Below are 24,180 nucleotides of genomic sequence, written 5' to 3' on the forward strand. Positions count from 1 at the left end.
AAGATCGTCAACGTCCAGGTCCCGTTTGAGGGGAAGCAGTGGACCTTCAAGGCCCTGGCCCAGGTCCAGGAGGACCCGGACCGGGCACGCCGCCAGGCCGCCTGGGAGGCGGTCCGCGCCGCGCGCGCGGGGATCGCGGAAAAGCTGGAAGACCTCTTCGACCAGCAGCTGAAGGTGCGCGACGCGATCGCCAAGGAGGCGGGCTTCGCCAATTACCGGGATTACATCTTCGTCGAAAAGGGCCGCTTCGACTACAAGCCGGAGGATACCCTGGCCTTCCACGAGCAGGTGGAGCGGCACGTGGTCCCCTTCCTGCGGGAGCTGCAGCGGGAGCGGAAGGAAAAGCTGGGCGTCGAGACGCTCCGCCCGTGGGACACGAAGATCGACGTCCAGGGCGACCAGCCCCTGCGCCCCTTCCAGACTTCCGAGGAGCTCTTCGAGGGGGTGCGGGACATCTTCTCCAAGCTCGACCCGGAGCTGGGGGAACGCTTTGCCGAGATGAAGAAGACCGGCCTCCTGGACCTGGAGAACCGCCCGGGCAAGGCCCCCGGCGCTTACTCCCAGGTGCTGGCGGAGACGGGCTGGCCCTTCACGTTCATGAGCGCCGTCGGCACCCAGTCTGACGTGACGACGCTGATCCATGAGGGCGGCCACGACCAGCAGGCCATCGCCACGCGCGACCAGCGGCTTTTCTACTACATGCTCGAGGCGGGCATGTTCATCGAATTCGCGGAGGTCGCCTCCATGGGGATGGAGCAGCTGGCCGTCCCGCACTTGGACCGTTTCTACGGGCCGGAGGACGCCCGCCGGGCCAAGCTGAGCATGGTGGAGCGTCCCGTGGAGGTCCTGCCCTGGATCGCGGCGATCGACTCCTTCCAGCAGTGGGCCTACACGAACGTCGACGAGGCCCTCGACCATAAGAAGCGGCGGGAAAAGTGGGGCGAGCTGACGGAACGCTTCGGCGGCGGCGAGGACTGGAGCGGCTACGAGGACCGGCGCACCGGCCTGTGGCTCGACCAGCCGCACGTCTTCGTCCACCCCCTCTACTACGTCGAATACGCCTACGCGCAGGACGGCGCGCTCCAGATTTTGCAGAACTCCCTGAAGGACCCGGAGAAGGCGGTGCGCGATTACCGCGCGGGGATCGCCCTGGGCAGCTCCAAGCCGCTGCCGGAGCTTTTCGAGGCGACGGGCATCCGCTTCGACAAGCGCGGGGAGATGCTGGAATCGATCATGGGCAGCCTGCGGGAGGCGCGTGTCGCGATGCTGCCCCAGGCCGCGCCGCGCAAGGAGCTGGGCGGCCTCGACTTCCAGCGCAGCGCCGTCGCCGCGCCGATCGAGACGCCGCAGCGGAAGCTGGACAAGGTTTAGGGCCTAGGGTTTGACGAGGTGGCGCTCGATGTGGGCGCGGGAAACCTCGACATACTTCTCCGCCCACTGGCGGAGCCCGGCGCGTTCTTCCGCCGTCAGCGGGCGGACGACCTTGGCGGGCGCACCCAGGACCATCGACCCTTCCGGGATGACGGTGCCCTGGGTGACCAGGGCGTGGGCGCCGACGATCGACTGGCGGCCGATCACCGCCCCGTCCAGGACGGTGGCGTGCATGCCGATGAGGCACTCGTCCTCCACCGTGCAGGCGTGGACCACGGCGGCGTGGCCCACGGTCACGTAATTGCCGATTTTCACCCCGTAGTCGTCGGCCAGGTGGACGATGGCGCCGTCCTGGATGTTGGAACCCTCGCCGATCTCGATGGAGTTGATGTCGCCGCGCAGGACGGCGGAGGGCCAGACGCTGGCACGGGGGCCGATCGTCACGTCGCCGATGAGCGTGGCCCCGGGGGCGACGTAGGCGGAGAGGTCGACGCGGGGAATGCGGGTCAGGTATTTGTTCAGCCGCTCGGAAAGGGTCATGGGCGCGCTCAGGAAACTTCTTCCTGCTTGAAAAGGTCGGCCTGGGCCCAGGCCTTCATGGCCTTTTTGGAGGAGGGGCCGCGGCGGGAAGGGGAGATGGAGGTGGGAACCGGCTGGCTCAGGCGGGGGCGGCCGCTGGAGTCGAGCTGTTCCTCCTCCAGGACGCGCAGGACTTCCTTGGCCCGTTCCACGACTTCCTGGGGCAGGCCGGCCAGGCGGGCCACCTGGATGCCGTAGCTCTTGTCGGCGCCGCCGGGGACGATCTTCCGCAGGAAGATGACCTGGTCGTTCCACTCGCGGACGGCCACGCTGGCGTTCTTCACGGCGGCGCGGCCGCCGGCCAGCTCCGTCAGCTCGTGGTAGTGGGTGGCGAAGAGGGTGAGGGCGCGCGCCTTGTCGTGCAGGTATTCGGCCACCGCCCAGGCGATGGAGAGGCCGTCGAAGGTGCTGGTGCCGCGCCCGATCTCGTCAAGGATGACCAGGCTGTGCGCGGTGGCGTGGTGGAGGATGTTGGCCGTCTCGCTCATCTCCACCATGAAGGTGCTCTGGCCGCGGGAGAGGTCGTCGCTGGCGCCGATGCGGGTGAAGATGCGGTCCAGGACGCCGATGCGGGCGCTCTTGGCCGGGACGAAGCAGCCCAGGTGCGCCATGAGGGCGATGAGGGCGGTCTGCCGCAGGTAGGTGCTCTTGCCCGCCATGTTGGGGCCGGTGAGGATGAGCAGGCGGTTGCCGTGGGGTTCCAGGTGGGTGTCGTTGGGGATGAAGCGCTCGCCCAAAAGGAGCTGCTCCAAAACGGGGTGGCGGCCTTCCTTGATCTCCACCTCGACGCCGTCGGTCAGTTCCGGGCGGACGTAGTCCTGCTCCTGGGCCAGGGCGCCCCAGCCGGCCAGGACGTCGATCTCCGCCAGGGCGCGCGCGGCGGCCTGGATGGCCTCCAGCCGCTCGACGGCGGCGGCGCGCAGGGACTGGAAGATCTCGTATTCCAGCTGCCGGGAGCGTTCCTCCGCGCCCAGGATCTTCCCTTCCATTTCCTTCAGCTCCGGGGTGATGAAGCGCTCGGCGTTGGCCAGGGTCTGCTTGCGCGTGTAGTCGGCGGGGACGTTGGCGGCCTGGGACTGGGGAACCTCCAGGTAGTAGCCAAAGACCTGGTTGAAGCGGATTTTGAGGGACTTGATGCCGGTCCGCTCCTGCTCCCGCTGCTGGAGCTGTGCCAGCCAGGCCTTCCCCTCCGTGCCGGCGGCGCGCAGGGTGTCGAGTTCCGCGTGATACCCGTTGCGGACCAGGCCGCCTTCCTTGAGGGCCAGGGGCGGCTCGTCGACGAGGGCTTTTTCGAAGAGGGCGACGAGTTCCGGCTGCGGGACGATCTCCGCGGAGAGCTGCTCGACGCGCGGGGCGGGGACTTCCGTGAGGGTTTCCAGGATGGCGGGGAGGCGGGAGAGGGAGACCTTCAGCCCGGCCAGGTCGCGCGCGTTGCCGGAGCCCTGGCAGAGGCGGCCGATGAGGCGCTCCAGGTCGCGCACCTCGCGCAGCTGGGCGCGCAGGGCCTCGCGGGGGCGCTCCTCCTCCTTCCAGTAGCCGACGGCGGCCAGGCGCTGGGTGAGGGCGGCGCGGTCCCGCAGGGGGTGCAGGACCCAGCGGCGCAAGAGGCGGCCCCCGGCGGAGGTGGCGGTACGGTCGATGGCGGAAAGGAGGCAGGCCTTCGACTCGGCCCCGCCGCGCGCGGGTTCCAGGAGGTCGAGGTTCCGCTGGGTGATGGGGTCGACGGTGACGCACTCCTGCCGCTGGAAGGTGGCCAGGCGGCGGACGTGGGAGAGGTCGCGCCGCAGCTCCTGGGAGAGGTAGTGGAGGAGGCCGCCCGCCGCGCTGACCGCGCCGGGCAGGGCGGTGAGGCCGAAGCCGTCCAGGGAGTGAATGTGGAAGTGGTCGCGCAGGGCGGCGGCGGCGGTCGCCTCCTCGAAGGGCCAGCCCTCGTGCCGGACCAGGAGACGCCCTTCTTCCGAGGGCCAGGGGACGTCGGCGGGCATGACCACCTCGGACGGGTCGAGGCGCTGGAACCATTCCCGCGCCTCGTCGGCGTCGGCGGCCTCGCCCGCCTGGAACTCGCCCGTGCTCAGGTCCAGGCAGGCCAGGCCGTAGCGGCTCTTGCCGATCTGGACCAGGGAGGCGCAGAAGTTGTTCCGCTTGGCGGAGAGGACGGTGCCGTCCAGCACGCTGCCGGGGCTGATGACCTGGACGATCTCCCGCCGGACGAGCTGGCCGGGGCGGGCCGTTTCCGTCTGGTCGCAGAGGGCGACGCGCTTGCCCGCCTTGATGAGCCGGGCGATGTAGCCCTCCGCCGCCGCGTGGGGCATGCCGCACATGGGGATGCCCTGGCGCTGGGTCAGCGTCAGGTCGAGCAGTTCGGATCCGGCCTTGGCGTCCTCAAAGAACATCTCGTAGAAGTCCCCCAGGCGGAAGAGGATGAGGGCGTCCTTCGGCGCCTGGCTCTTCAGCTGCCGGTATTGCTGCATCATGGGGGAGGCCGCTTCGCTCATCTGGCCATCAGCTTAGGAAGGAAACGGCAAAAGACAATGGTACAGGGCTTGCTTACCGGCTGGAGGACGGGAAAAATCAGGCCTTTAAAGACATGCGCCAACGTATTGCGATCGACATGGACGAAGTGGTGGCAGACGCCCTTTCCCGCCACATCTCCCTCTATAACGCCGAGTTCAAAACCGCCTTCAATCCCGCCGATCTCAAGGGCCGGGATCTCCATGAGGCCGTTCCGCAGGCCCACGCCAAGCGGACGAGCCAATTCCCTCATGAAGAAGGATTTTTCGACGATCTTACGGTTTTCCCCCACTGCCAGGAGGTGATCCGGGAGCTGCAGGAGAAGTATGAGATCTTCTTCGCCAGCGCGGCGATGGAGTTCCGCCACTCCCTGGTGCCGAAGCACCAGTGGCTCCACGAGCACTTCCCCTTCGTCCCCTGGACCCACCACGTCTTCTGCGGGGACAAGAGCATCATCAACGCCGACTACCTGATCGACGACCGGGTGAAGAATTTCACCGGCTTCCGCGGGGAGGGGATCCTCTTCACCGCGCCCCACAACGAGGGGATCACCGGCTACCGCCGCGCGAACGACTGGCTGGAGGTGCGGCAGCTCTTCCTCGGCTGACATCCATGCAAAATTACCACGACCTCCTCCGCCTCCTCCTGGAAAAGGGCAAGTTCAAGCCCGACCGGACCGGCACCGGCACCTACTCCCTCTTCGGCGCGCAGATGCGTTTCGACCTGGAGGAGGGGTTTCCGCTCCTGACGACGAAGAAGGTCCACCTCCGCTCCATCATCCACGAGCTGCTCTGGTTCCTGCGCGGGGAGACGAACGTGGCCTCCCTGCACGAGGCGGGCGTCACCATCTGGGACGAGTGGGCCGACGAGGCGGGCAACCTGGGCCGTATCTACGGCGCGCAGTGGTGCGATTGGCGGACGCCGGACGGCGGCTCCATCAACCAGATCCAGTGGGTCGTCGACGAGATCCGGCGCAATCCCACCAGCCGCCGCCTGATCGTCAGCGCGTGGAACCCGGGGGAGATCCAGCAGATGGCGCTGCCTCCCTGCCACGCTTTCTTCCAGTTCTATGTTTTGGACGGCCGCCTGAGCTGCCAGCTCTACCAGCGCAGCGCCGACTTCTTCCTGGGGGTGCCCTTCAACATCGCCTCCTACGCGCTGCTGACCATGATGATGGCGCAGGTCTGCGGGCTGAAAGCGGGGGAATTCATCCACACCTTCGGCGACTTCCACCTCTACGCCAACCACGTCGAGCAGGCCAAGCTGCTCCTCTCCCGCGAGCCGCGCCCGCTCCCGCGCATGAGGATCAATCCCGAGGTAAAGACGATCGACGGCTTCAAGTACGAGGACTTTACCCTGGAAGGCTACGATCCCCACCCGGCGATCAAGGCGCCGGTGGCGGTTTAGAAGGGGTGCAGAGTTTTCCAGCCCACGAAGCCGAAGGTCACGGCAATGAGCAGGACGGAAATCAGGCTGATCCAGCCTTGATGCCGCAGGTAGTTCTTGGGGATTTCCAATCGGCTTAGCCCGCGAAAATGGAAGTAGATGCTTACGATACACGCGAGCAGGAAGCACAGGGAGGGGACGATAAATAGAGCGTGTTGATGGCGGTGCATCACGCGCAGCGGAGCCCACACGATCAGGACGATGCAAATCCCAAAGGGAATGATCTGCATCCAGCGCAGGCGCGACTGGTAGTCCAAGACCTTCAGCCGTTCCGCATCAGGCAGAGTGGCCAATGCCCGCTGCCGCCAATAAGCCAGGCCTAAAATGGCGGCGAAATAAGGCAGCCAGAAATAGAGCGAGTTCATGGTGCGGCGCTAAAGGCTCGCGTCCTCCGTCTCGAGGACGGAGAGGGCCTGGCGGATCTCCGCCTCCGGGCCTTCGTGCTTTTGCAGGACGGCCAGGGGGAGCGCGTATTGGTAATACTGCTTGGCCAGGTTGGTGTTGTTCCGGCGCAGGGCGCACTGGGCCAGCAGCATGGCGGCGACCATCCAGTCGTTCTTCCGCTCCAGGGCGATGCGGAGGTGGATCTCCGCCTCCTCAAAGCGGTTCTCGTCGAAGAGGGCCTTGCCCAGGCTGAAGTGGAGCAGCTCGTTGTCGGGCTGGGCCTCGAGCAGGGCCTGGTAACGGGTGGAGGACACCTTCTTCTCATAGCCGAGACGGCCGCCTTGTGCAATATGGGGCCATGTTCGACGTTGCCGTCATCGGCGCGGGGCACAACGGCCTCGTCGCCGCCTGCTACCTGGCCAAGGCGGGCCTGAAGGTGGCCGTCCTGGAGCGGCGGCCCGTCGTCGGCGGGGCGGTCTGCACCCAGGACGACCTGATCCCGGGCTACCGGATCGATGTGGGCTCCTCCGTCCACATCATGATTCACCTGACGCCCATCGCGCGGGACCTGGAACTGCACCGCTTCGGCCTCGAATACATCGAGATGGACCCCTGGGCCTACCACCCGGTGCCGGGCCGGGGCGGCATCTCCTTTTACCGGGACGTCGAAAAGACCTGCGCGAGCATCGCCGCCTTTTCCCAAAAGGACGCGGAGAGCTACCGCCGCTTTTGCGAGGTCTGGGGGGAGCTGAATGAGGGGATCTTCGAGACCTTCCTCCAGCCGCCGACGCCGGGCCGGATCTTCGGCACGATTTTCAAGCGCAACCTCCTGCGCCCCCGCTCGCGCAAGCTCTGGTCCTCCCTGGACCTTTCCCGCCAGCTCATGGCCCCCTACGGGCAGGTTTTGGAGGAGTGGTTCGAGGACCCGCACGTCCGCGCCGCGCTGGGCTGGCTTTCCGCCCAGTCCGGCCCGCCGCCGGGGGAGGTGGCCAGCGGCGACATGCTGGGCTGGAACGCGATGATCCACAAAAGCGGGGCGAAGCGGGCCAAGGGCGGCAGCGGCATGCTGACCCAGGCCCTGGCCGCGCGGCTGCGGGAGGACGGCGGGGAGATCCTGACCTCCGCCCCCGTCTCCGCCCTGGCGCGGGAGGCGGGCGGCTGGCGGGTGGAGCACGCGGGCGGGGCCCTGCGGGCCAAGGCCGTCGTCGGCGCCTGCCACGTGCAGACCCTGTTCTCCCTGGTCGCGGAGACGCCGGAGGAGCTGCGCCGCCGCGTGGGCCGCATCCGCGTGGGGAACGGTTTCGGCATGATCGTCCGGCACGCGGTGGAGGAACTGCCGCAATACGATGAGGCGCCCGGTCCCCAGCCCCACCACGCGGCGATGCAGCTCCTCTGCCCCTCCCTGGACTACCTGGACGCGGGTTACCGGGACTTCGCCGCCGGGCGCCCGCCGGAGAACCCCTCCGTGGTGGCGATGACCTTCACCGCCATCGATCCCACCCTGGCCCCGCCGGGGAAGCACCTCCTCTACACCTGGGGCCAATACCATCCCTACCAGCTCCGTAACGGGGAGGATTGGGACGCCATCGCGGAGCGGGAGGCGGACAAGCTCTACGAGGTCGTCTGCCGCCACGCGCCGAACATGCGGGGGAAGATGTTGGCGCGGCACATCCAGACGCCGTTGGAATTGGAACGGACGCTCGGCCTCCTGCGGGGGAACGTCATGCACACGGAGATGAGCCTGGACCAGATGTTCTTCTTCCGCCCGCTGCCGGAGCTTTCCGCCTACAAGACGCCGCTGCCCGGCCTCTATTTGACCGGGGCCAGCACCCATCCGGGGGGAGGCGTTTTCGGCGCCAGCGGGCACAACACGGCGCGGGTCCTCCTCAAGGACTGGCGGCGGCTCAAAAAGGCGTGACAAGCCCGCTTCCTTCGCCATCTTATCCGCCGTGGCCATTGAGACTGAACAAGATCTGCACGACAGCGCGATCCGCCAATTCTCCGTTTTCATGGAGAACAAGGCGGGGCGGCTCCTCGACCTCGTCAAACTCCTGGGCGAAAGCCAGGTCCATATCGTCGCGCTGACGATCTTGGACAGCATCGACGCCTCCATCGTCCGCCTCGTCGTCGACGATCCGGCCCGCGCCCGCGGCGTGCTGCTGGAACACGCCATCGCCTTCACGGAATCGTCCCTCGTCGTCGTCGAGCTGCCCAGCAGCGCCGAGGACCTGGGCAGCGTCCTCTCCGCCCTCCTCCAGGCGGAGTGCAACATCTACTTCAGCTACTCCTTCCTGACCCGCCCGCGCGGCAAGGCGGCCCTGGCCTTCCACGTCGACGACGACGACGTGGCCAAGAGCGTCCTGGCCCAGAACCACTTCAAGATCCTCACCCAGCGGGACATTAGCCGCTAAGGTGGATAGGTCCTCGTGACCTATTTCCGGTTCCATCTTCTCTTCAACCTGCCGCCCACCCTGCTCCTCCTGGGGCTGGCGGGCGGCGCGTGGCATCTCTCCTCTCTGGCGGCGGTCCTCGCCGTCGTCCTCCTCTTCACCTCCCCGTGGGACAACGCGGCGGCGCGGCGCGGCATCTGGGGCTTCGACCCGGCGAAGAGCGGACGGAAGATCGGCTGGCTGCCGTGGGAGGAATACCTCTTCTTCCTGTGGCAGAGCGTCAACGTGATCGGCACCGTCGCGTGGCTGTTCAAGGCCTTTCCCGGCTTGCGCTGCGGCCTCCCCACGCCGGTGGGGAAGGGGACCGGGATCGGCCTGGCGGTCCTCATCGTCCTGTGGCTCGCGGCGGGACGGCTCCGCTGCGTGCCGCGCTGGAATTACGCGCGGCATCTTCTCTATTGGTTCCTGCCGGTTCTGGCCGCGCAATGGATCGTTGCCCCCGCGCTTTTGGCCGCGCTGGGGCCGGTGCTGGCGGCGGCGGGGCTTTTCTGGGGGACCTATCTCTCCCTGGCCGATTGGGTTGCCGTCCGCGCGGGCGTCTGGCATTTCGACGCGGCGCAGATCTCCGGCTGGAAGGTGCGGGGGCTGCCGGTGGAGGAGATCGCGTTCTTCTACCTCACCTCGCTCCTGGTGGCGCAGAGCTACCTGCTCCTGCTCCCCGCGTCCCTGCGCTGAGTTACCAGCGGACGCGGACGCCCGCCGAGCGGCCCTTGAGCCGGATCGTGGCGCGGCTGCTCAGGGGCTCCAAGCTGTCGGGCAGGAGCCCGGCGATGCGGGCGCGCGTGGCGTTCTGCAAGTCCTGAAGCATCGGCGTGCGGGGCTTTTCCTGCGGCGCGGCGAAGGAAAAGCCGGTCGGCGCCGCCGTGGGCGCGGGGCGGAAAGGCGGCGGGGAAAGGCGGAACACCGGCGCCGCCGGGGCGGCGGAGGGCGCGTCGGGAAGCGCGGGCTGCTGCGCCAGGGCGGAGGCGGAAAAGGCGAGGGCGCCCAGGAGGCCGACTCGTTTGGCGGGCGGGTTCATGAATGGGAACGTTAGGGAAGGCCGGCTTTCATGCGCAAGCAGGGGGATTACTTAGAGGGGGTCTAGGGCAAGGTTGCTTTTGGGGCGGATCGATCAAGAATGGCGGGATGCGTCCGGAAGAGTTAGGCCCCTACCGGTGGATTCAAGGGGAGGCAAAGAAGGTCATGGAGGAGGTGGTGTCTTTTATCCGGCCCGGGATGAGGGAAAAGGACGTGGCTGAAAAAGCCCGCGCCTTGTTTCTGGAACGGGGCGTGGCCTCTTTTTGGTATCACGGAATCGCCGCCCGCGTCTTGGCCGGGCCCCGGAGCCTGCTTTCCGGCTCGGGCCGCGATTACCAGCCCGCGGAAATCCCGATCGGGGAGGAGGATTTCCTCACCGTCGACCTGACGCCGGAAAAGGAGGGCGTCTGGGGGGATTACGCGCGCTCCATCTTCGTCCGGGAGGGCCGGGCCTCCCTGACGGCCGATCCCGCCCAGGAAGAGGCGCACGCGGGGGCCGCGCTGGAGGTCTTTTTGCACCAACGCCTGCGGGAGACGGCGCGGCCCGGGATGACGGTCGACGCGCTTTGCGCGGACATGAACGGGGTGATCGCCGCGCGCGGCTTCCGCAACCTCGATTTCAAGGGAAACCTGGGCCACTCGATCGAGCGGGATCTAAAGGGCCGCCGGTTCCTGGAGCGGGGCAATGCGCTGCCGCTGGGCGAATTGGGGCTGTTCACCTTCGAGCCCCATCTTTGCCGCGAAGGCGGCGCAAAGGGGCTGAAGCACGAGGATATGTATTACTTTTCCGGCGACCGCCTCTTGGCGGTGTGAGCGGAGGGGGTCAGCGCCCGATCTGCGCGCTGGCCAGCAGGGGCTGGAGGTGGGGCGGCTCCGCGTCGGGATCCAGGAGCTGGACGTCGATCTGGGTGAAGCCCGCTTTCTTGAGCCAGATGCGGAGGTCGGTCTCGCTGAAGCCGAGCCAGAGGTCGCCGTAAAGCTCCCGCGCCTTGTCGAAGTGGTGCTGGTTCAGGTCCAGGATGAGGAAGAGGCCGCCTTTTTTGAGCAGGCGGGCGGTGGCCTGGATCGCCTCCGCCGGATTGGCGGCGTGGTGGAGGGCCTGGCTCATGATGGCGATGTCGACGCTGCGCGCGGCGATCGGCGGGTCGGTCAGGTCGCCCAGGCGGTATTCCAGGTTGGCGATGTTCTTGTTTTTGATCTCGTTGGTGGCGAACTCGATCATCTTCGGCGAGTTGTCGATGGCGATGACCCGCTCCGCGCGCCGCGCCAGGAGCTGGGAGAGCCAGCCCTCGCCCGCGCCCAGGTCGGCGATGACCTTGTCCGGCACCAGCTGGGCCAGCAGGGGGCCCACGGCGCTCCACGTCCGGCCCGGACAGGCGGCGCGCTCCAGGCGGCCCGCCACGCGGTTGAAATAGTCCTGCGCGGCCCGGCGGCGCTTTTGCAGGATTTCCCGCAGGGCGGCGGCGTCCCCGGCGGCGTCCCCGTTTTCCTCCAGGAGGAGGAGGGCCGTCTCCAGCACCCGCGCGGCGGCGGGGGCGGGCTCCGGGGCCAGAGTGTAATAAATGCGCTGCCCTTCCCGGCGGGGCTTCACCAGGCCGGTCTTGCGCAGGGTGGCCAGGTGGTTGGAAATGGTGGGCTGGCTCAGGCGGAGGATCTGCTGCAGCTCCGCGACGGAAAGCTCCTCCTCCTTCAGTAAGGAGAGGAGGCGCAGGCGGCTGGAATCGCCCAGGGCGGCCCAGAGCTGGCGCAGGCCGGTGGAGGAGGCGGCGGGGGGGCGTTTCGTGGGCACGGAAGATACTTATTGATATATTTGCATGCGTCAATGGATTTGTGTTGCCACGCGTGGCGGGATGGATAAAAAAGAAGGGATCATCATGAGCAAATCGTATATCTTTTCCTCCGAGTCGGTGACCGAAGGGCACCCCGACAAAGTCTGCGACACCATTTCCGATGCCATCCTCGACGCCTGCCTCAAGCAGGACCCGTCCAGCCGCGTCGCCTGCGAGACTCTGGTGAAGAGCAACCTCGTCGTCGTCGCCGGGGAAATCACGACCAAGGCCGAGCTCGACTACGTGAGCATCGTCCGCGAGGCGATCCGCGAGATCGGCTACACCCATGAGGGCGAGTCCTTCCACGCGGACAAGGTCCACGTCCTCAACGCGCTGACCCGCCAGAGCCCGGACATCGCCCAGGGCGTCAACGCCCAGAAGGCCGTGGGGAAGAAGACCGCCGAACAGGGCGCCGGCGACCAGGGCCTCATGTTCGGCTACGCCTGCACGGAGACGCCGGAGCTGATGCCCGCGCCGATCGTCTTCGCCCACCGTCTGGGCCGCCGCCTGGCCCAGCTGCGCAAGAGCGGCAAGGTCACCTGGCTGCGCCCCGACGCCAAGACCCAGGTCTCCCTGGAATACAAGGACGGCAAGCCCGTCCGCATCGACGCCATCGTCGTCTCCACCCAGCACGCCGAGGGCGTGAAGCACAAGGAGATCGAGAAATTCGTCATCGACGAGGTCATCAAGAAGGTCATCCCGGCCAAGTTCTTGGACAAAAAGACCCGCTACTTCGTCAATCCCACGGGCCGCTTCGTCATCGGCGGCCCGGAGGGCGACTCCGGCCTGACCGGCCGCAAGATCATCGTCGACACCTACGGCGGCATGGGCCGCCACGGCGGCGGCGCCTTCAGCGGGAAGGACCCGTCCAAGGTCGACCGCAGCGCGGCCTACTTCTGCCGCTACGTGGCGAAGAACGTCGTGGCCGCCGGGCTGGCGGAGCGCGTCGAGGTGCAGGTGGCCTACGCCATCGGCTACCCGGAGCCCGTCTCCATCCACGTCGAGACCTTCGGGACCGGCAGGATCTCCAACGAGAAGATCGAGCGCGCCATCCGCAAGACCTTCAGCTTCAAGCCGGCCAACATCATCAAGCACCTCAAGCTCCTGCGCCCCATCTACAGCAAGAGCACGAACTACGGCCACTTCGGCCGCACGACAGACCTGGAGAGCCTGACCTGGGAAAAGACCGATGCGGTCCGCGCCCTGCAGCAGGCCGCCGGCTGGACGGCGGGCCTTCCCCTGGCCAAGGCCGCGAAGAAGAAGAAGTCTCCCACCCGCAAGTAAGAAGATGAGCGTCTCCGCCCCTTCCAAGCCCGCCGCCAAAACGTCCGCCCCCGCGCAGGACTTCAAGGTGAAGGACCTCTCCCTGGCCGACTTCGGCCGGAAGGAGATCACCATCGCCGAGCATGAGATGCCCGGCCTCATGGCCCTGCGCCGCGAGCACAAGGGGAAGCAGCCGCTCAAGGGCGCGCGCATCGCCGGGTGCCTCCACATGACCATCCAGACGGCGGTCCTCATTGAGACCCTCGTCGACCTGGGCGCGGAGGTGCGCTGGAGCTCCTGCAACATCTTCTCCACCCAGGACCACGCCGCCGCGGCCATCGCGGCGGCGGGCATCCCGGTCTTCGCCTGGAAGGGGATGAACGCGGAAGAGTTCGACTGGTGCATCGAGCAGACCCTGCGCTGGCCGGACGGCTCCGGCCTGAATCTGATCCTCGACGACGGCGGCGACCTGACCAACATGGTCCACGACAAGTATCCCGAGCTGCTCGCCGGGATCCACGGCCTGTCTGAGGAAACCACCACCGGCGTTCACCGCCTGGCCCAGCGCGCCAAGAACGGCACGCTCAAGCTCCCGGCCATCAACGTCAACGACTCCTGTACGAAGAGCAAGTTCGACAACCTCTACGGTTGCCGCGAGTCCTTCATCGACGCGGTAAAGCGCGCCACCGACGTGATGATCGCGGGAAAAACCGTGGTCGTCTGCGGCTACGGCGACGTGGGCAAGGGCTGCGTGCAGGCCGCCCGCGGCCTCGGCGCGCGCATCCTGGTGACGGAGATCGACCCCATCAACGCCCTCCAGGCCGCGATGGAGGGCTACTCCGTCGTCACCATGGAGGAAGCGGCCAAGGCGGGAGACATCTTCGTCACCTGCACGGGCAACGTCGACGTCATCACCCGCGCCCACCTGGACGTGATGAAGCACCAGGCCATCGTCTGCAACATCGGCCACTTCGACAGCGAGGTGCAGGTCGGCTCCCTCTTCGGGGACAAGGCCCTCACGCACGTCAACGTGAAGCCCCTCGTCGACCAGTTCACCTGGCCCAACGGCAAGGTCGTCACCGTCCTGGCCGAAGGCCGCCTGGTCAACCTGGGCTGCGCCACCGGCCACCCCAGCTTCGTCATGTCGGCCTCGTTCACGAATCAGACCGTCGCCCAGCTGGAGCTGTGGACCGCGCGCGGCACCGGCAAGTATAAGAACGAGCTCTACGTCCTGCCGAAGACCCTCGACGAGAAGGTCGCCCGCCTTCACCTGGACCACTTGGGCGCCAAGCTGACCCAGCTCACCCCCGCGCAGGCCGAATATCTGGGCGTGCCGCAGGAAGGCCCCTACAAGCCCGACCACTACCGCTACTAATCATGGCCTCCTTTTCCCAGCCCCGTCTCCAGATTGCCGACGACGCCTCCGACCTCGTCGAGGATCCCCGCCATCCCGCCGCCACGGCGGAGAAGCGGGAGAATTTCGCCGCCCTGGCTCTGGCCCGCCGTCCCGGCCGGATCCAGCTGGCCGAGGACGGCTGCGACCTCGTCGAACAGCCGGTCCGCTAGGCCGCGTCGACATTCGCTCATTGCCTTGGGAGGGGGTATTTTGGCAACCTCCCGGGCGATGAATCTGTCTCAGTATTGGAAGGCGCGTCAGAAGGAAGTCGAGAGCGCCCTCAACAAGCTCCTCCCCGCGGAGAAGGTCCGCCCCGCCACCATCCACCGGGCGATGCGCTACAGCATCTTCGCGGGCGGCAAGCGGCTGCGCCCCATCCTGACCCTGGCGGCGGCCGAGGCCGTCGACCCCAAGAAATACCGCGCCTCTCTGCCCCTGGCCTGCGCCGTGGAGTGCATCCACACCTATTCCCTGATCCATGACGACCTCCCGTCGATGGACAACGACGACCTGCGCCGCGGCAAGCCGACCTCCCACAAGGTCTTCGGGGAGGGGATGGCGATCCTGGCGGGCGACGCCCTGCTGACCCACGCCTTCTGGATGGTCACGGAGGCTCCCGCCGCGCGCCGCTATACCCAGGGCGACTATGTCCGGGAGCTGGCCTACGTCTCCGGCAGCCAGGCCCTGGTCGCCGGCCAGGTGGCGGACATCGAGGGGGAGGGAAAGAAGCTCTCCCTGCCCGATTTGAAATATGTCCACGCCAACAAGACCGGCGCGCTCATCGCGGGCTCGCTCCGTCTCGGCGCCATGGCGGCCAACGCCACGCCGAAGCAGCTGGCCGACATCACGAAGTTCGGCCAGGCCCTCGGCCTCGCCTTCCAGATCATCGACGACATTCTCGACGTGACCCAGACTTCCGAGAAGCTCGGCAAGAGCGCCGGAAAGGATCTGAAGGCGCAGAAGTCGACCTATCCGGCCCTCTTGGGCATGGAGAAGGCCCAGAAAGAGGCCGCGCGCGTCACCGCCGAAGCCCACAAGGCCGCCGACAAGTTCGGCAAGCGCGGGGAGACGCTCCACGCCATCGCCGACTTCATGCTCCAGCGGGAGAATTAGAAGCCGGAGCCTGCCCGCCCCCTTGCCGCGGTTACTCCCTGGGCGGCGGGCGGAGCTTGGGGAAGAGCACCAGGGCGGGGGGCGTTTCCCGATCGGCCAGGGCCAGCGCCTCCCGGCGCCGCGTTTCCAGGATTTCCCGGGACTTTTCCTTTTGCGCGGGCGTCAGCGGCAGTTCCTCCGCCAGCCTCTCCAGGTAGGGGCGGTAGATAAAGAAGCTCAGGTAGGAGTCGTCATTTTCCAGAGGCCCTGCCAGGGGGCCCGCGATGGCCAGGACTTTGCGCAGGGCATGCGGGGCGTGCGGCGGGCCATCCTCCTTGAGAGCGTCGGCAGCCTCCTCCATCCGCTCGTATCGGGCGCGGACGGAGGGGTCCAGAAGCGCGGCGATTTTGGTCCGGGACTCCCGGCGGATGGAGTCGAGTTTTTCCCGATAGGCCCGTATGGCCGGCTCGGCCTGGCCGAATTCCTTGGAAAGGTCGCCTTGCTCGAAAAAGGGGGGCGGTGGGGGATGGAGGCGCTGCGTCCAGACGCCCGTTAGGAGGCCGCCCAGGAAGACGGCCGTGGTGACCAGCATGATTTGAATGGATTCCTTCATGATTCTGATTCTTAGAGGGAGGGGCCCACCTGGATCCGGGTCCAGGCGTAGGCGTGCCAGGCGTCGAGCGCGCGTTTTTCTTCCTCCCGGGCGTGCCAGCGCCAGCCTGCGTTCACCACCAGGAAGAGGAGGAGCGCGGTGCAGAGCGCCCCGCGCATCCGCCGCGCGTGGAGGGCGCGCCGCGCGGCCAGTAGGACCGTGCGGCGGGCAAAGTCGGGGGAAAGAAAGCGTCCCGCCTGGGTGGTCAGGCGGCGCCAGTGAGGGTCATGTTTCATGGGGTTTTTGGGCTTTGAGGCTTTTGCGCGCGCGGAATAGGCGCGATTTCACGGAGCTGACGGAGCTGCCGGTCAGGCGCGCCAGGTCTTCGTAGCTGAGATCCCCTGCCTGGCTGAGGGCCAGCAGCTCCCGCTGTTCCGGCGGGAGGGAGAGGATGGCGGAGCGCAGCCAGTCCGCGCGGGAGCTTTCTTCCGCGGGGGGAGGCTCCTCCGCGGGCGTGTCGTGGTGGGAGAGGAAGGGCACGAAGCGGCGCCGCCACCTTTCCCTGCGCAGGTGGGTCAGGCAGACGTTGCGGGCCAGGCGGAAGAGCCAGGCCTCGAACCGCTCGGAGTCCTTCAACTGATGCAGTCCCCGCAGCATCTTGAGAAAGACCTGCTGGGCGAGGTCCTCGATGACCGCCGTTTCCCCGGTGAGGGAGAAAATGAATCCAGCAATCCGTTGCTGGTAGCATAGGATGATGGCTTCCTGGGCAGTCAGGTCGCCGTTGCGGGCCGCGGCAAGACGGGGCAGCAGCTCCTCTTTTTGCATGGGTTGGGATTCATGGGGCGGAAGGGGTGCATGAAGCTAGACGCCCGGGACGGGGAAAAGTTGCACCCGGAAAGGAAAAAATCGGCGCGGGCGCGCAACTTTTTCGGGCCGGGCGGGTCTGGCTCCGTACGAAGGGAATCGCTGGCTGCAACCAGGGAAGGTTTTTTAATAACCTAACCAAGGAGTTTTCCCATGTCATCCACCAGCGGCGTCGGCGGCACCAGCCTTTACCAGGCTCTTATCCAAGCCCTTCAGCAGACCACCATCTCATCCACCATTTCCGTGGGCACGGCTCTGGATAGCGGCCTGTCCAGCACATCCAGCGCGGCGATCGATACCATCAGCATTTCCAGCAGTTCCTCGGCGGGGGATGTTTCCTCCTCCTCGGACGATTCCTCCAGCCAGTTTGAGGACCTGCTTAAGGAATTCACGGAGGCGCTGACTCAGCTCTTCCAGCTTTTGAGTTCCAACACGGCTTCGGACTCTTCGGCCGGCGGGTCCTCTTCCGGTTCCAGCTCCGATTCCAGCACCTCCTCGGTAAGCGGAAGCGATTCGAGCACGGCGGCCCAGGGGCTTTCCTCCTCCCTCTCTTCCAGCGCGCAGGCGTTGTACTCTTACTCGGCCAGCGGGGGGGATGCCGGCAATGACGGCGCCTCCCAGGACAGCTCGGAAACCCTGCGGAGCCGTTTCCTGGAGGAGTTGCAGAAGGGGGCGAACGATTACTATAGCCAGACTCAGGGGAGCGGGGACGGAACGGATAGTGCCTCCGGTTCCGGAAGCGGCGTTTCCCGGGCGGATTTTCTGGCCCAGACTCAGGCGGCGGGAAATGACTTTGCCTCCGTGCTGCAGCAGGGGGGCGGGGTGGCCTATATGAAGGCTTTCCTGTCCAAGGCCTACTCCTCGTAGGCTTGAGGGGCGCCGCGCGCGATCAGGCCGGGGAGACGAAGCCCGCCTTGATCGCGTAGCGGGTCAGGCCGACGGCGTCCCGGATGTTCAGCTTGTTCATGATGTTGGCGCGGTGGTTTTCCACCGTCCGGGAGCTGACATGGAGTTGCGCGGCGATTTCCTTCGACGAAAGTCCCTGGGCGACCAGCTGAATGATCTCCCGTTCCCGCGCGGTGAGGTGCGGGCGGTCGTGCTGGGGGTTGACCAGGTGCTCGCGGAGGACTTCCGTGATGCGGGGACCGAAGAAGGTCTTGCCGCTGGAAACCTCGCGCAGGGCCTCGCTGAAGGTTTCCAGGGGGGCGCTTTTTTCGACGAAGCCGTGGGCGCCGCAGGCCAGCATTTCCTTGAGCATGGCCGGGTCGTCGTGGGCGGAGATGGCCAGCACGCGCAGGGTGGGGCGCTGCGGCATGACGCGGCGGAGGACTTCCGCGCCGGGGATCTTCGGCAGGATGACGTCCAGGACCAGCATGTCCGGCTGGAGTTCCTGGCAGAGCTTGAGGGCTTCCTCGCCGTCGCTGGCCTCGCCGACGACGGTGAAGTTTTCCAGGGGCTTGAGGACGGCGACGATGAGCTGCCGGAGCATGGTCTGGTCGTCGACGACCAGTACGCGCGTCTTTTTGGGCTGCGCTGCTTTGGATGATTCCGCGTTTTTGGTGCCCATATAAAGGGTACTTAAGTATGAAACCTGATTGACGTCAAAAAGCAATGCCGTGATTTCGGTTTGTCAGGGGATGGGGGAGGGGATCACAATGGACGTCCCCCCCGCGGTATGGAAATCCTCGTCGTCGACGACAGCAACATCGCCCGCCGCCTGACTAGCCAGCTCCTGCGGAGCCTGGGCCACCGCTCCGACGCGGCGGAGAGCGCGGAGGAGGCCATTTCCCTCGTCGCCAAGAAAGGGTACGACATTATTTTTCTGGACCTGCACATGCCTGGCATGGGCGGCCTGGAGGCGATGGCCGCCATCCTCAAGAAGGTCCGCAAGAACCGCCCGCCGCCCGCCGTGGTGGCGCTCACGGCGGAGAATTCCGAGGCGCAGCGCCAGGCCTGCCTGGCCGCCGGAATGGCGGGCTTCCTCACCAAGCCCTGCCGCCGGGACGAGATGTCCCGCGTGATCGAGGCGTGCCAGAAACATGAGGACGTCTCCGCCTTCCGCCCCGGCCTCCGCCCGGCGGAGGGCGGCTGGACGCATGAGCCTTTCCTGCGCGCCGGTACGGTGGAGGCGCTCAAGCGTTTGCCGGGGGAGAACGGCGGCAGTCTCCTGCCGGAGATGATCGCCGCGCTGGAGAAGGACACGCCGAAGACCGCCCGGCAGATCGGCGTCCTCCTGCGCGCCCGCAGCTGGAAGGCGGCGCGGGAGGGCCTGCACAAGCTCATCGGCAATTTTGAGGTGATCGGCTCCCCCCGGCTGGCCGCCTTCTGCCGGGCCTGTTCCGCCCATGTGAAGGACGCGGAAGGCGGCAAGCGCGGCGCCGGGCCCGCCGTGCGCCGCCTGTGGAACGATTTTTCCAACGAGTTTGCCGCCCTGAAAGACACCTTGCGACGCGACGGCTGAAGTTCTATTGTCCCAAACTTATGTATACCGTTAAGGCTTATTCCGCGAAAAGTCCTGCATCTCCCCTGGCTCCCTACACGCTGCAGCGCCGCGATCCGCTGCCGCACGACATCCAGATGGAGGTTCTCTACTGCGGCGTCTGCCACTCCGACCTGCACCAGGTCCGCAACGAGTGGGCCGACTGGAACCCGACGGAGTATGACTGCGTTCCCGGCCACGAGATCGTCGGCAAGGTGACGAAGGTCGGCGACAAGGTGAGCAAGTTCAAGGTGGGCGACTACGCCGCCGTCGGCTGCATGGTCGACTCCTGTAAAAGCTGCGTGAACTGCAAGGACGGCTTCGAGCAGTATTGCGCGGAAGGCGCCACCTTCACCTACAACAGCCCGGACAAGGTCTCCGGCGGCCATACCTACGGCGGCTATTCCAACGGCCTGACGGTCACCGAGTCCTTCGCTTTGCGCGTCGCGCCCAGCCTGGCGGAGAAGAACCTGGCCGCCGTCGCTCCTCTGCTTTGCGCGGGCATCACCACCTACTCCCCCCTGCGCCACTGGAAGGTGGGTCCGGGCCAGAAAGTCGGCATCATCGGCCTGGGCGGCCTGGGCCACATGGGGGTGAAATTCGCCGCCGCCTTCGGCGCGCATGTGGTCATGATCACCACCTCCCCCGGCAAGGGCGCCGACGCCGAGCGCCTGGGCGCCAAGGAGGTCCTGGTCTCCAAGGATCCGGAGCAGATGAAGAAGCACGCGGGCACCTTCGACTTCCTCCTGGACACCGTCGCCGCGGAGCACGATCTGAGCGCCTATCTCTCCCTCCTCAAGCGGGACGGGACGATGACCATGGTCGGCATCCCGGACAAGCCGCTGCCCATCCACACGGTGACCCTGGCCTTCCCGCGCCGCCAGCTGGCGGGCTCCGTCATCGGGGGCATCCCGGAGACCCAGGAGATGCTCGATTTCTGCGCGGAGAAGGGAATCTTCTCCGACATCGAGCTGATCCCCATCGACAAGATCAACGAAGCTTACGAGCGCCTGCTGAAGAGCGACGTGAAGTACCGCTTCGTGATCGACATGAAGACCGTCTAAAGAAGCGGGGGTCCAAGGGGCTTGCCCCTTGCGTCTGTCCCGCCGCTTCGTGATCGACATGAAGACGGTCTAAAGACCGTTGCTCAGGCCTAGATTCGGGTTTGCACCCATGCGGGCCCCCGCTACAAAGGGGGCCTGCATGACCCCGGATTCGGCCACGTCCTCCCTCAATGGCGCGATCGCCATCTCCTTCCTCTCCGGTTCCGTCCCGTACGGCTACCTGATCGGGAAGCTCAAGCGCGTCGACCTCCGCCAGCACGGCAGCAAGAACATCGGCGCCACCAACGTCTGGCGCGTCCTGGGGTGGAAGTGGGGGCTGCTCGCCTTCACCCTCGATTTCCTGAAGGGATTCGTCCCCGTCGCCCTCCTGCGCCACTCCCTCGGCACGATGGCCTCCGCTCCCGGGGGGCAGTGGATCCTCGTCCTGGCCGCCCTGGCCGCCGTGCTGGGGCACGTCTTCACCCCCTGGCTCAACTTCCGGGGCGGAAAGGGCGTGGCCACCTCCGCGGGCGTCCTGGCCGCCATGCTGCCGGCGGCCTTCAACGTCGTCCTCGGCACCTGGGTCCTTTTCTTCGCCGCCACGCGGATCGTCTCCCTCTCCTCCATCATGGCGGCAGTCATCCTGCCGGTGGCCACCCACTTCCTCTATCCCGGACAGAAGCTCTTCCTTATCTTCTCCCTGGCGGCGGCCCTGCTCACCGTCGTGCGCCATAGCGCCAATATCCGGCGCCTCCTCCGCGGGGAGGAAAAGCCGATCGTCCCCAAGAAAAAGAAGCCGTGAAGGTCGGCATCCTTGGCGCGGGAGCCTGGGGGCGGGCGATCGGCTCCCTCCTGGAGCGCAATGGCCACGCCGTCTCCTACCGCCACCACTTCGACCGCGACTGGCCGGAGGGGATCGAGTCCCTCGCCCTGGCTCTCCCCGTCTCCCACTTGCGGGAAACCCTCTCCCGCTTCCCCGCCCCCGGCGTCCCCGTCCTTTCCTTGAGCAAGGGGATGGAGACGGGGTCCGGCCTGCGCGTCAGCCGGATCGTCGCGGAGGCGTGGAAAGAGGAGCGCGTCGCCGCCCTGTCCGGGCCCAACTTTGCCGGGGAGATCGTCCGGGGGCTGCCCGCCGCCGCCGTCGTGGCCGCGGAGGACGAGGCCCTGGCAGGCCACTTCCAGAGCCTTCTCCACCAAAAGAGCTTCCGCCTCTACCGCTCCGGGGACCTGGCGGGCGTCGAGCTGGGGGGCTCCCTCAAAAACGTCTACGCCATCGCCGCCGGCGTCTGCCGGGGGCTCGACCTGGGGGAAAACGCCTTCGCCGCTTTGGTCACCCGCGCCCTGGCGGAGATGACCCGGTTGGGCCTGCGCCTGGGCGGCCGGGCGGAAACCTTCGCGGGCCTGAGCGGAGCGGGGGATCTCCTGTTGACCTGCGGCAGCGCGCAAAGCCGCAATTTCCGGGTAGGGCAGGGGATCGCCCAGGGGCGCTCCCTGGAGGCCATCGTGGCGGAAACCGGCCTGGCGGAGGGAGTCTCCACCACCCGGTCCGTCGCGGGGAATCCCGCCATCCCGGCCGAGGCCCGGCCGATCGCCTCCGGCGTCGCCGCGCTCCTCTTTGACGGGGCCTCCCCGCGGCAGGTCGTGGAAGGGCTCCTGGAACGGGCCGTCCACGCCGAATAGAACTTCCCAAGTTTTTCAAAGCCGGTAGCGTTGCGGGGTGAAGCCCAAGTCTCTTGAGTTCCTCGGCCGCCTCCTGAACACCCCCAGCCCCTCCAGCGGCGAGGCCGCCGGGCAGCGCGTCTGGCTCGACTACGTTACCCCCTACGCCGACGAGGTGGGAACCGACGCCTACGGCAACGCCTGGGCCATCCTCAACCCGAAGGGGACGCCCCGCATCATGGTCGGCGGCCACGCGGACGAGATCGCCTTCCAGATCCAATATATCTCTGAGGAGGGCTTCCTCTACTTCGCCCCCGTCGGCGGGCCGGACCCGGCCCTGGCCCGGGGCCAGCGCGTCGAGATCCATCACGAGGGCAAGCGCGTCCTGGGCGTCATCGGCTCCCTGGCCATCCACATGCAGGACCGGAGCAAGAAGGCCGAGGCGCCGGAATGGCACGACCTTTTCATCGACATCGGCGCCGCCGACAAGAAAGACGCCGAAAAGCGCGTCTCCGTGGGCGACCTGATCACCTACACCGTCGGCTTCGAGCAGCTCAACGGGGAGGTCTACGTCGCCCGCGGCTGCGACAACCGCGTGGGCACCTTCGTCGCGGCGGAGACGCTGCGCCTCTGCGCGGAGCGGAAGGGGAAGCTGGACGCCTGCCTGATCGCCGTCTCCACCGTGCAGGAGGAAAACGGCCTCTACGGCGCCAGCATGGTCGGCTACTCGATCAACCCGGACGCCGCCCTGGTCGTCGACGTCTGCCAGGCCACCGACATCCCCATCACCAGCAAGAAACGCTTCGGCGACATCCGCCTGGGCAAGGGCCCGGCCCTCAACCGCGGCAGCGTCAACCATCCCGTGCTGGTCGACCGCCTGGCCCAGGTGGCCAAGAAGCGGAAGCTCAAGCACCAGTGGGGCATCGACAGCCGCTGGTCCGGCACCGACGCCGACGCCATCTTCAAGCAGCGCGGCGGCATCCCCGTGGCCGCCCTGGGCATCCCCAACCGCTACATGCACAGCCCCATCGAGGCGATCCACCTGGGCGATCTGGAGACCCTGGCCGAATTGTTGCACCAATTCGTGGCCGATGTATCCTCGAAGGACCGCTTCAAAGTCAAAATCTAGCCCATGATAAAGCGCCTCCTCCACACCCGCTACCGGGTCGACGACCTGGAAAAGACCGTCTCCTTCTACCGGGACGTCCTGGGCCTCGAAGTGGTGAAGACCCACACCTCCCCGCGCGGCTCCTCCCTGGTCTTCCTGAAGACTCCCGGCAGCGAGGAACTGATCGAGATCAGCCATTTCCCGAAGAGCGGCCCCGTCCGCGTCGACCCCGACCTGACCCACCTGGCCTTCGAGGTCGACGACCTCGACGCCTTCGCCGCCGAGGCGGCCAAGAAGGGCTACCCCCTGAGCGACGGCCCCACGGAAAGCGGCTCGGGCGAGTCCCGCTTCGCCTTCATCGACGCCCCGGAGGGGTACGAGATCGAGCTGATCGAGTACAAGAAAAAGTAAGTGAGGCCGCTGATCCTGGAACCTTCCGTCCTGGCGGCGGACTACGGCAACATCGAGCGCGACATCCGCGCCGTCGAGGCGGCCGGGGCCGACGCCATCCACGTCGACATCATGGACGGCCACTTCGTGCCGAACATGAGCTTCGGCCCGGACTTCGTGGCCACCCTGCGCCGGATCACCCGCCTGCCGCTGGACGTCCACCTCATGATCCAGCAGCCGGACCGCTACGCCCGCGCCTTCATCGAGGCGGGCGCCGACACCCTCACCGTCCACCTGGAAGCCTACCACGACGTCTCCCGCACCCTGGAGATCATCCGGAACATGGGCTGCCGCGCCGGGCTGGCCGTCAACCCGCTGACCCTGATCGAGAAGGCGGAGAAATACTTCAAGTGGGTCGACATGGTCCTCTGCATGACCGTCAATCCCGGCTTCGGCGGCCAGGCCTTCATCGTCGAGGTGATGGAGAAGGTCCGCCAGGCGCGCGCCTTCCGCCAGCAGCACAATTTGAACTTCGACATCGAGGTCGACGGAGGCCTCAATTCCGAGACCATCGGGCCCTCCGTCGTCGCCGGAGCCAACGTCATCGTGGCGGGCAGCTCCATCTTCGGCCAAAAGGACGTGAAGGCGGCCGTCGAAAACCTCCGCCGCCGCGCCACGGAGGCCAACGCAGCAGGTTAGCTTAGACC

General features: G+C 66.8%; 29 protein-coding genes. 19 read left to right on the plus strand and 10 right to left on the minus strand.

Annotated features, from left to right (window positions below; translation table 11 throughout):
- A partial coding sequence (locus PW734_00005) for a M3 family oligoendopeptidase (GenBank protein ID MDE1169585.1) occupies positions 1-1,371 on the plus strand: 1,371 nt, incomplete at its 5' end.
- A 3-nt stretch (positions 1,372-1,374) separates the two neighbouring features.
- Here the strand turns inward: PW734_00005 and PW734_00010 are convergent.
- Positions 1,375-1,911, minus strand: a complete 537-nt coding sequence (locus tag PW734_00010) for a gamma carbonic anhydrase family protein (protein MDE1169586.1) — start codon at positions 1,909-1,911, stop codon at positions 1,375-1,377.
- Between the two features lie 8 nt (positions 1,912-1,919).
- On the minus strand, positions 1,920-4,445 hold the full coding sequence (gene mutS, locus PW734_00015; GenBank protein ID MDE1169587.1) for a DNA mismatch repair protein MutS: 2,526 nt from the start codon (positions 4,443-4,445) through the stop codon (positions 1,920-1,922).
- 92 nt (positions 4,446-4,537) lie between these two features.
- Between mutS and PW734_00020 the strand changes: the two genes are divergently transcribed.
- On the plus strand, positions 4,538-5,068 hold the full coding sequence (locus PW734_00020) for a hypothetical protein (GenBank protein ID MDE1169588.1): 531 nt from the start codon (positions 4,538-4,540) through the stop codon (positions 5,066-5,068).
- A 5-nt stretch (positions 5,069-5,073) separates the two neighbouring features.
- Complete coding sequence (locus PW734_00025; GenBank protein MDE1169589.1) at positions 5,074-5,868, plus strand: thymidylate synthase; 795 nt, start codon at positions 5,074-5,076, stop codon at positions 5,866-5,868.
- Here PW734_00025 and PW734_00030 read toward each other — a convergent pair.
- Both PW734_00030 and PW734_00035 read right to left on the minus strand, forming a co-directional pair.
- Positions 5,865-6,272, minus strand: a complete 408-nt coding sequence (locus PW734_00030; GenBank protein ID MDE1169590.1) for a hypothetical protein — start codon at positions 6,270-6,272, stop codon at positions 5,865-5,867. The genes PW734_00025 and PW734_00030 overlap by 4 nt on opposite strands.
- Before the next feature lie 9 nt (positions 6,273-6,281).
- Positions 6,282-6,605, minus strand: coding sequence for a hypothetical protein (locus tag PW734_00035; GenBank protein ID MDE1169591.1), 324 nt, complete (start codon positions 6,603-6,605; stop codon positions 6,282-6,284).
- A gap of 29 nt (positions 6,606-6,634) precedes the next feature.
- Between PW734_00035 and PW734_00040 the strand changes: the two genes are divergently transcribed.
- Genes PW734_00040 through PW734_00050 form a run of 3 tightly spaced genes read left to right on the plus strand, consistent with a single transcriptional unit; the run spans position 6,635 to position 9,416 of the window.
- Positions 6,635-8,209 (plus strand): NAD(P)/FAD-dependent oxidoreductase, encoded by a 1,575-nt coding sequence (locus PW734_00040; GenBank protein ID MDE1169592.1) that lies wholly within the window; start codon positions 6,635-6,637, stop codon positions 8,207-8,209.
- A 31-nt stretch (positions 8,210-8,240) separates the two neighbouring features.
- Entirely contained in the window at positions 8,241-8,702 is a 462-nt protein-coding gene (locus tag PW734_00045) for an acetolactate synthase (GenBank protein MDE1169593.1), read from the plus strand.
- 15 nt (positions 8,703-8,717) lie between these two features.
- Positions 8,718-9,416, plus strand: coding sequence for a lycopene cyclase domain-containing protein (locus PW734_00050; GenBank protein MDE1169594.1), 699 nt, complete (start codon positions 8,718-8,720; stop codon positions 9,414-9,416).
- Between the two features lies 1 nt (position 9,417).
- Here the strand turns inward: PW734_00050 and PW734_00055 are convergent, their stop codons facing one another.
- Positions 9,418-9,759, minus strand: a complete 342-nt coding sequence (locus PW734_00055) for a hypothetical protein (protein ID MDE1169595.1) — start codon at positions 9,757-9,759, stop codon at positions 9,418-9,420.
- Between the two features lie 164 nt (positions 9,760-9,923).
- On the opposite strand from PW734_00055, the gene PW734_00060 reads away from it, so the two are divergent.
- On the plus strand, positions 9,924-10,571 hold the full coding sequence (locus PW734_00060; GenBank protein MDE1169596.1) for a M24 family metallopeptidase: 648 nt from the start codon (positions 9,924-9,926) through the stop codon (positions 10,569-10,571).
- Positions 10,572-10,581: 10 nt separating this feature from the next.
- On the opposite strand, the gene PW734_00065 is transcribed toward PW734_00060, so the two are convergent.
- Positions 10,582-11,547, minus strand: a complete 966-nt coding sequence (locus PW734_00065) for a metalloregulator ArsR/SmtB family transcription factor (protein MDE1169597.1) — start codon at positions 11,545-11,547, stop codon at positions 10,582-10,584.
- 85 nt (positions 11,548-11,632) lie between these two features.
- Here PW734_00065 and metK point away from each other — a divergent pair, with 85 nt between their 5' ends.
- The 4 genes from metK to PW734_00085 are packed head-to-tail and all read left to right on the plus strand — an operon-like array spanning position 11,633 to position 15,359.
- Entirely contained in the window at positions 11,633-12,871 is a 1,239-nt protein-coding gene (metK, locus tag PW734_00070; GenBank protein ID MDE1169598.1) for a methionine adenosyltransferase, read from the plus strand.
- 4 nt (positions 12,872-12,875) lie between these two features.
- The gene (gene ahcY / locus PW734_00075) at positions 12,876-14,225 is read left to right on the plus strand and encodes an adenosylhomocysteinase (GenBank protein ID MDE1169599.1); all 1,350 of its coding nucleotides are present in this window, start codon (positions 12,876-12,878) and stop codon (positions 14,223-14,225) included.
- Between the two features lie 2 nt (positions 14,226-14,227).
- Positions 14,228-14,416 carry a hypothetical protein gene (locus PW734_00080; protein MDE1169600.1) on the plus strand — a complete coding sequence of 63 codons (189 nt, stop codon included), beginning with the start codon at positions 14,228-14,230 and terminating at the stop codon, positions 14,414-14,416.
- Between the two features lie 58 nt (positions 14,417-14,474).
- Entirely contained in the window at positions 14,475-15,359 is an 885-nt protein-coding gene (locus tag PW734_00085) for a polyprenyl synthetase family protein (GenBank protein ID MDE1169601.1), read from the plus strand.
- Between the two features lie 31 nt (positions 15,360-15,390).
- Here PW734_00085 and PW734_00090 read toward each other — a convergent pair whose 3' ends face one another.
- From PW734_00090 to PW734_00100, 3 genes are read right to left on the minus strand one after another with little or no spacing between them, the layout of a single operon-like run.
- Positions 15,391-15,951, minus strand: coding sequence for a hypothetical protein (locus PW734_00090; GenBank protein MDE1169602.1), 561 nt, complete (start codon positions 15,949-15,951; stop codon positions 15,391-15,393).
- Between the two features lie 11 nt (positions 15,952-15,962).
- Positions 15,963-16,226, minus strand: a complete 264-nt coding sequence (locus PW734_00095) for a hypothetical protein (GenBank protein MDE1169603.1) — start codon at positions 16,224-16,226, stop codon at positions 15,963-15,965.
- Complete coding sequence (locus PW734_00100) at positions 16,216-16,755, minus strand: RNA polymerase sigma factor (protein MDE1169604.1); 540 nt, start codon at positions 16,753-16,755, stop codon at positions 16,216-16,218. The genes PW734_00095 and PW734_00100 overlap by 11 nt, the downstream gene beginning before the upstream one ends.
- Positions 16,756-16,947: 192 nt before the next feature.
- On the opposite strand from PW734_00100, the gene PW734_00105 reads away from it, so the two are divergent.
- The gene (locus PW734_00105) at positions 16,948-17,661 is read left to right on the plus strand and encodes a hypothetical protein (protein MDE1169605.1); all 714 of its coding nucleotides are present in this window, start codon (positions 16,948-16,950) and stop codon (positions 17,659-17,661) included.
- Between the two features lie 22 nt (positions 17,662-17,683).
- On the opposite strand, the gene PW734_00110 is transcribed toward PW734_00105, so the two are convergent.
- Positions 17,684-18,361, minus strand: a complete 678-nt coding sequence (locus PW734_00110; GenBank protein ID MDE1169606.1) for a response regulator transcription factor — start codon at positions 18,359-18,361, stop codon at positions 17,684-17,686.
- Between the two features lie 108 nt (positions 18,362-18,469).
- Here PW734_00110 and PW734_00115 point away from each other — a divergent pair, with 108 nt between their 5' ends.
- The 7 genes from PW734_00115 to rpe all read left to right on the plus strand — a co-directional run bounded on the left by PW734_00115 (position 18,470) and on the right by rpe (position 24,172).
- The gene (locus PW734_00115) at positions 18,470-19,255 is read left to right on the plus strand and encodes a response regulator (GenBank protein ID MDE1169607.1); all 786 of its coding nucleotides are present in this window, start codon (positions 18,470-18,472) and stop codon (positions 19,253-19,255) included.
- A 20-nt stretch (positions 19,256-19,275) separates the two neighbouring features.
- Entirely contained in the window at positions 19,276-20,337 is a 1,062-nt protein-coding gene (locus tag PW734_00120; protein ID MDE1169608.1) for an NAD(P)-dependent alcohol dehydrogenase, read from the plus strand.
- 139 nt (positions 20,338-20,476) lie between these two features.
- Complete coding sequence (gene plsY, locus PW734_00125; protein ID MDE1169609.1) at positions 20,477-21,118, plus strand: glycerol-3-phosphate 1-O-acyltransferase PlsY; 642 nt, start codon at positions 20,477-20,479, stop codon at positions 21,116-21,118.
- Positions 21,115-21,996 (plus strand): NAD(P)H-dependent glycerol-3-phosphate dehydrogenase, encoded by an 882-nt coding sequence (locus PW734_00130; GenBank protein ID MDE1169610.1) that lies wholly within the window; start codon positions 21,115-21,117, stop codon positions 21,994-21,996. Before plsY ends, PW734_00130 begins: the two co-directional genes overlap by 4 nt.
- Positions 21,997-22,033: 37 nt before the next feature.
- On the plus strand, positions 22,034-23,104 hold the full coding sequence (locus PW734_00135; protein MDE1169611.1) for a M20/M25/M40 family metallo-hydrolase: 1,071 nt from the start codon (positions 22,034-22,036) through the stop codon (positions 23,102-23,104).
- Positions 23,105-23,107: 3 nt separating this feature from the next.
- Complete coding sequence (locus PW734_00140) at positions 23,108-23,494, plus strand: VOC family protein (GenBank protein MDE1169612.1); 387 nt, start codon at positions 23,108-23,110, stop codon at positions 23,492-23,494.
- The gene (gene rpe, locus PW734_00145) at positions 23,495-24,172 is read left to right on the plus strand and encodes a ribulose-phosphate 3-epimerase (GenBank protein ID MDE1169613.1); all 678 of its coding nucleotides are present in this window, start codon (positions 23,495-23,497) and stop codon (positions 24,170-24,172) included. It abuts the gene before it with no gap.
- The last annotated feature ends 8 nt before the right edge of the window (positions 24,173-24,180 follow it).

The organism is Verrucomicrobium sp. (assembly GCA_028283855.1).
Classification (GTDB): Bacteria; Verrucomicrobiota; Verrucomicrobiia; order Methylacidiphilales; family GAS474; genus GAS474.

Bases quoted from the DNA above. Each gene is read 5' to 3' on its own strand.
- PW734_00110 (MDE1169606.1), bottom strand. From the start codon at position 18,361: ATGGGCACCAAAAACGCGGAATCATCCAAAGCAGCGCAGCCCAAAAAG.
- PW734_00020 (MDE1169588.1), top strand. From the start codon at position 4,538: ATGCGCCAACGTATTGCGATCGACATGGACGAAGTGGTGGCAGACGCC.
- PW734_00095 (MDE1169603.1), bottom strand. From the start codon at position 16,226: ATGAAACATGACCCTCACTGGCGCCGCCTGACCACCCAGGCGGGACGC.
- ahcY (MDE1169599.1), top strand. From the start codon at position 12,876: ATGAGCGTCTCCGCCCCTTCCAAGCCCGCCGCCAAAACGTCCGCCCCC.
- PW734_00030 (MDE1169590.1), bottom strand. From the start codon at position 6,272: ATGAACTCGCTCTATTTCTGGCTGCCTTATTTCGCCGCCATTTTAGGC.
- plsY (MDE1169609.1), top strand. From the start codon at position 20,477: ATGACCCCGGATTCGGCCACGTCCTCCCTCAATGGCGCGATCGCCATC.
- mutS (MDE1169587.1), bottom strand. From the start codon at position 4,445: ATGAGCGAAGCGGCCTCCCCCATGATGCAGCAATACCGGCAGCTGAAG.
- PW734_00100 (MDE1169604.1), bottom strand. From the start codon at position 16,755: ATGCAAAAAGAGGAGCTGCTGCCCCGTCTTGCCGCGGCCCGCAACGGC.
- PW734_00010 (MDE1169586.1), bottom strand. From the start codon at position 1,911: ATGACCCTTTCCGAGCGGCTGAACAAATACCTGACCCGCATTCCCCGC.
- PW734_00060 (MDE1169596.1), top strand. From the start codon at position 9,924: ATGGAGGAGGTGGTGTCTTTTATCCGGCCCGGGATGAGGGAAAAGGAC.
- metK (MDE1169598.1), top strand. From the start codon at position 11,633: ATGAGCAAATCGTATATCTTTTCCTCCGAGTCGGTGACCGAAGGGCAC.
- PW734_00115 (MDE1169607.1), top strand. From the start codon at position 18,470: ATGGAAATCCTCGTCGTCGACGACAGCAACATCGCCCGCCGCCTGACT.
- PW734_00025 (MDE1169589.1), top strand. From the start codon at position 5,074: ATGCAAAATTACCACGACCTCCTCCGCCTCCTCCTGGAAAAGGGCAAG.
- PW734_00080 (MDE1169600.1), top strand. From the start codon at position 14,228: ATGGCCTCCTTTTCCCAGCCCCGTCTCCAGATTGCCGACGACGCCTCC.
- PW734_00140 (MDE1169612.1), top strand. From the start codon at position 23,108: ATGATAAAGCGCCTCCTCCACACCCGCTACCGGGTCGACGACCTGGAA.
- PW734_00105 (MDE1169605.1), top strand. From the start codon at position 16,948: ATGTCATCCACCAGCGGCGTCGGCGGCACCAGCCTTTACCAGGCTCTT.
- PW734_00085 (MDE1169601.1), top strand. From the start codon at position 14,475: ATGAATCTGTCTCAGTATTGGAAGGCGCGTCAGAAGGAAGTCGAGAGC.
- PW734_00090 (MDE1169602.1), bottom strand. From the start codon at position 15,951: ATGAAGGAATCCATTCAAATCATGCTGGTCACCACGGCCGTCTTCCTG.
- PW734_00120 (MDE1169608.1), top strand. From the start codon at position 19,276: ATGTATACCGTTAAGGCTTATTCCGCGAAAAGTCCTGCATCTCCCCTG.
- PW734_00055 (MDE1169595.1), bottom strand. From the start codon at position 9,759: ATGAACCCGCCCGCCAAACGAGTCGGCCTCCTGGGCGCCCTCGCCTTT.